Source organism: Actinosynnema sp. NPDC059335 (genome assembly GCF_042752395.1).
Lineage (GTDB): Bacteria > Actinomycetota > Actinomycetes > Mycobacteriales > Pseudonocardiaceae > Actinosynnema.
Genome location: NZ_JBHYXZ010000035.1, coordinates 1 through 4,872, shown reverse-complemented (window position 1 = coordinate 4,872; position 4,872 = coordinate 1). Strand labels below are relative to the sequence as shown.

Sequence of the window (4,872 nt, the reverse complement as noted above, 5' to 3'; positions counted from 1 at the left end):
GCCGGCGACGCGCGAGCTCGCGACCACTCCGGCGACAACTCACCACAACGAGGGTCCCTCTAGCGGCGGACGCGTTCAGCGAGCCCACCCACAACATCTCGCCCGGACTATAGGCAGCGAGCGGCGCGCCGGCCGGCCACCGTTCAGCCCAAACGTCCGATGTCACCGGTCGGCGGACCGCGGCGCCGGAGGCGGGGCGGGGGTCGTCAGCGGCGGCGGCGTGCGGTCAGCGTCAGCGCGGCCGTGCCGGCGACCAGCAGCAGAGCGCCCAGCAGCACCGGGCCGGCGGTGTTCGCACCGGTGTCGGCCAGGTCCTCCGGCCGCACCGCGCCCGGACGGGTCGTCGTGGTGGCGGTCGCGGTGGTCGGCCGGGTGGTGGTGGACGGGCCGCTCGTGGATTCGGAGGTCGTGGTCGTCGGAACCGTGGTCGTGGTGGTGGTCCCCGTGCCGGTGGTGCTCGTGGTGGTGGTCGTGGTCGGGACGGCGCAGGACGGCAGGTCGCCGGTGAACGGGTAGGCGTGGAACTCGTTGCCCGTGCCGCCGCCGGTGCCGCCGTGGGTGAGCGAGCCGGCGGTGAAGAAGCGGCCGGCGGTGCCCGGCACGGTCACCGTCGTGGTGCTCGCCGGGTTGCCGACCAGCACGCTGCCCTGGAACTGGGCCGTGCCGGCGATCTCGACCGCGGTGGCGTCGGGGAAGTTCCACAGCAGCCGCTCGCGCAGCGCGTTGACCGGCCCGCCGTCGGCCGGCTCGCCGGTGTAGGTGACGATCCGGCGGGCGTCGCCGACGAGGTTGACCAGGACCGTCGCGCCGTCGGGGATGCCCTCGAACACGATCCCCTGTTGGCCCCCGCTCGGGCCGGCCAGGTCGAAGTCGACGGTGAACACCTGGAGCGACGACGTGCCGTCGCCGGTGAACCGGGTCTGGTGGTTCTCGTTGACCGCCGTGCCGGTGGCGGTCGCGGTCGCGTAGCAGGCGCCGGCCGCGGACAGTTGCGCGGCCAGCCCGGCGTAGGGGGCGAACGCCTGCGGGTCCTGGCGGGTGGCGCCCGTGACGGTGCCGGTCACCGTGCCGGCGTGGCGCACGACGCCCTGCTCGGCGATGAGGGTCTGGCCGGGCGCGACCGTCACCGAGCCGCCGGTGACCAGGAAGTCCGACCCGTCCGGCGGCGGCACCCGCGAGCCGACGCCGACGATGCCGACGTTGTAGACCGAGGACGCGCCCGCCGCCTTGGCCAGGTCGAAGTCGCCCCCGACCACCACCCGGCCCTCGGCCTCCGCCGCGCTCTGCCGGACCAGGAAGTCGCCGCCGACGAAGATGTTCACCGCGTCGTCGCGCCCGGCGAACGGGCCGTTGTTCAGCGGCGGGTACGCGTCCGGGCACTGCGTGCCCAGGCACGGCCCGAGGCCGCCCGGCAGCGGGTCGGCCGCGCCGACCCCGCACCACGCCGCGGCGGCGACCAGCGCCGCCGCTCCGACCACTCCGAGCACCTGCGACCGCGACATGCGATCAATGCTCGGACCGCTTCCCGCTCCCGCACGGCGAAACCGGCGCGGCTACCCGCTCGGGGCCGTGAACTGCCCTGGGCGGGTGAACGCGTACGTCCGACCGCACCGACGCTGCGATCGTAAGCACAAAGGACTTGTTCGATCGCACATCCGTTTGCGAAGGTTGCTCGCGTGAAGAGCGCCGACCGCCACCGCGTGATCGTCGAACGGCTCCGCTCCGGCGCGCAGGTCGCCGTGGCGGAGCTGGCGTCCGCCACCGGGGCGTCCGAGATGACCATCCGGCGCGACCTCGACCTGCTCGCCGCCGGCGGCGTGCTGCGCCGGGTGCACGGCGGCGCGGTGCCGCTCAGCCCGGCGGGCGTGGAGCCGCCGTTCAGCGCGCGCACGGCGACCGCGCACCGCGCGAAGCGGGCCATCGCGGCGGCCGCCGTCGGGCTGATCCGGGACGGCGAGACGATCGTCCTGGACAGCGGCACGACGGCGCTCGAGGTGGCGAAGCTGCTGCGCGGCCGCCCGGTCACCGTGATGCCGCTGTCCCTGCACGCGGTGCGCGAACTGCTCGACGCCCCGCAGGTGCGGTTGCTGCTGCCCGGCGGCGAGCCCAGGCCCGGCGAGCTGGCCCTGGTCGGCCCGCTGGCGTTGGCGTCGCTGCGCGCGCTGCGCTTCGACGTCGCCGTGCTCAGCCCGTGCGCGTTCGGCCTGGAGACCGGGCTGACCGCGCACGACCTCGCGGACGCCGAGGTCAAGCAGCAGGCGATGGCCGTGTCCGGGCGCACGATCGTGCTGGCCGACAGCACGAAGTTCGACCGGACCGCGCTCGCCCACGTGTGCCCCGCCGACCGGCCGGACGTGCTGGTCACCGACGACGACGCCCCCGCGGACGTGCGACGTGGACTCGCCGACCGCGGCGTGCTCGTGCATGTAGCCGAACGACTGGAGACCCTGTGACGACCCCCCTGCCGCGCGCCGCGCGCGCCGCGACGTGGATCTACTTCACCCTCAACGGGTTCGCCGTCGGCCTGTGGGTGGTGCACATCCCCAACGTCGAGCGCGCGACCGGCATCTCGCACAGCGCCCTCGGCGGCCTCCTGCTCGTCCTGGGCGGGGCGGCGTTCGTCGGCATGCAGGTCGCCGGCCCCCTGGCCGACCGGTTCGGCCAGCGCAAGCTCCTGCCGGCGGCCGGCGTGCTGCTCGGCGTGGCGATGTTCTTCCCGGGCCTGGCGCAGTCGTGGTGGACGCTCGGCCTGGCCCTGCTGTGCCTCGGTTTCGGCAACGGCACGATCGACGTGGCCATGAACTCGCACGCGGTGGTCGTGGAACGCGCCTACCCGCGGCCGATCATGGCGTCGTTCCACGCGATGTGGTCGATCGGCGGCGCGATCGCCGCGGTGGTGGGCGCGGCGACGCTCGGCGCGTCCGTGCCCACCGCGGTGACGTTGAGCGCGTGCGGCGTGTTCACCATCGTGGTGTCGCTGCTGACCGGCCGGTTCCTGATCGACGCCGACGCGGACGAGCCGGCGGAGGGCGCGTCGTCCGCGCCGGCCGCGAAGCCCTCGACGAAGCTCGTGTGGCTGCTGGGCGCCATCGCGTTCGCGATGATGCTCGCCGAGGGCGTGGCCAACGACTGGGCCGCCCTGCACGCCGAGGACGTGCTCGACACCTCCACCAGCACGGCGGCGTTCGCCTACGGCTCGTTCGCGGTGGCGATGACCGTGGGCCGGTTCGCCACGGACCGGGTCGCCGCGCTCGTCGGCCCGGTCGCGATCGTGCGGTACGGGGCGGCGTTGGCCGCGATCGGGCTGACGCTCGTGGTGTTCACGCCGTGGGTGTGGTTGGCGTTCGCGGGCTGGGCCCTGTTCGGCCTGGGCCTGTCCGGCAGCGTGCCGCAGCTCTTCACCGCGGCGGGCAACCTGGACAAGCGGTCGTCCGGCGCGTTGATGGCGCGGGTCGTCGGGCTCGGCTACGTGGGCCTGCTCGCGGGTCCGGCCCTGATCGGCGGCCTGGCCCACTGGATCCCGCTGAACGTCGCGTTCCTCGTGCCGGTGGCCCTGTGCCTGCTGGGCGTGGTGTTCGCCCACGTCCTCGACCCGCGCACCGCGCCGGCCGAGGACGGCGCGCGGGTCGGCTGACTACTCGCACCCGATGCCGTTGTTGTCCCGGTCCAGGTCGTACTCGTCCGGGCCGATGACGGTGACCGGCCCGCGCACGTAGACCGGCCCGTTCCCCGAGCCGTTCGCGCAGTCGGCGTCGCTCGCGATGGGCACGCACGGCGTGTAGCTGGGGTGGCAGCCCTGGTTCGGCGCGGGCGCGGGCGGCGGCGGAGGGGCCTGGGTCGCCGGGTTCGGCTGCGGGTTCGGCTGCGGGTTGGGTTGGGGGTTGGGCTGCGGCTTCGGCTCGGGGTTCGGGGCGGGAGCCGCGGTCGTCGTCGTGGTCGTGGTCGTGGTGGTCGTCGTCGTGGTCGTGGTCGTGGTCGTCGTGGTCGTCGTCGGCGCGGCGGTCGTCGTGGTGCGCACGGAGGTCGCCGTCGTCGTGAGCATCGCGGCGGTGTCCTTGGTGGACGGTGAGTCGTCGGCGAACGACCCGATGACGATGAACAGGAACACCACCGCGGCGGCGGCGATCCACAGTGGACGGCGCGACTTGCGCGGCGCCGGGTGCGGGACGAGGGCGGTCGGCCGGGCGAACGCGGTCGGCTGGGCGACGAACGCGGTCGGCGGCGGCGCGGCGGCGGCCGACGGGGTGCGGGGCAGGTACAGCACGACCTCCAGGCCGCGGGCGCCGAGGCGGATCACCGCCTCGCAGCCCGGCGTGCCGCCGCCCTCGATCACCCGGCCCATCAGGTCGGCGTAGCGCCGCGACATCAGGTACGTCAGCTCGCCGACCCGCTGCCCGTCCAGCCGCACCTCGATGGCGTGCTGCCCGCGGTACTTGCCGGAGGCGATGGCGCACCACGCCAGCGAGACGGCCACCCGGCGCTCGCCGCCCGGCGCGACCGGGTACCTCGCCAGCCACTCCTGGTGCCGTTCCTCGCCCGTCACCACGACCGGCGTGCCGGCCTCCAGCATGACCAGACCTAACGCCGAGTTCTCCACCATCGGGCCACTCCTTACACCGAACGGATGCACGATCCATCGACTCGGCCTGACGCTGCGTTACCACTAGGAGGAGGAACCGAACACTCACCGAGGCCCGGCCGCCCGCTCGGCATCCCCTCCGTGACCCGGTGAAGTGGTGCGACAAGAGTGAGTGACCGATCACCCTGAGAACCGCTGCCGAAGCTGTGCGAGGGCAGCCGGGTCCGGCCGGATTCCGCAACGACCTCGACGACGACAGCAGCCCGCGTCCCCGACGTGACGGCGTGAGGCGC

At 74.3% G+C, this 4,872-nt stretch carries 4 protein-coding genes; 2 read left to right on the top strand and 2 right to left on the bottom strand.

All coding sequences use genetic code 11. The features are described from left to right. Positions 1–206: 206 nt before the first annotated feature. Positions 207–1,502 carry a choice-of-anchor A family protein gene (locus tag ACFXGA_RS13625; RefSeq protein ID WP_378087537.1) on the bottom strand — a complete coding sequence of 432 codons (1,296 nt, stop codon included), beginning with the start codon at positions 1,500–1,502 and terminating at the stop codon, positions 207–209. A 174-nt stretch (positions 1,503–1,676) separates the two neighbouring features. Here ACFXGA_RS13625 and ACFXGA_RS13620 point away from each other — a divergent pair, with 174 nt between their 5' ends. Next, on the top strand, positions 1,677–2,453 hold the full coding sequence (locus ACFXGA_RS13620; RefSeq protein ID WP_378087535.1) for a DeoR/GlpR family DNA-binding transcription regulator: 777 nt from the start codon (positions 1,677–1,679) through the stop codon (positions 2,451–2,453). Then, positions 2,450–3,634, top strand: coding sequence for an MFS transporter (locus tag ACFXGA_RS13615; RefSeq protein WP_378087533.1), 1,185 nt, complete (start codon positions 2,450–2,452; stop codon positions 3,632–3,634). Before ACFXGA_RS13620 ends, ACFXGA_RS13615 begins: the two co-directional genes overlap by 4 nt. Here the strand turns inward: ACFXGA_RS13615 and ACFXGA_RS13610 are convergent, their stop codons facing one another. Further along, entirely contained in the window at positions 3,635–4,600 is a 966-nt protein-coding gene (locus ACFXGA_RS13610) for a hypothetical protein (protein WP_378087531.1), read from the bottom strand. Positions 4,601–4,872: the final 272 nt, after the last annotated feature.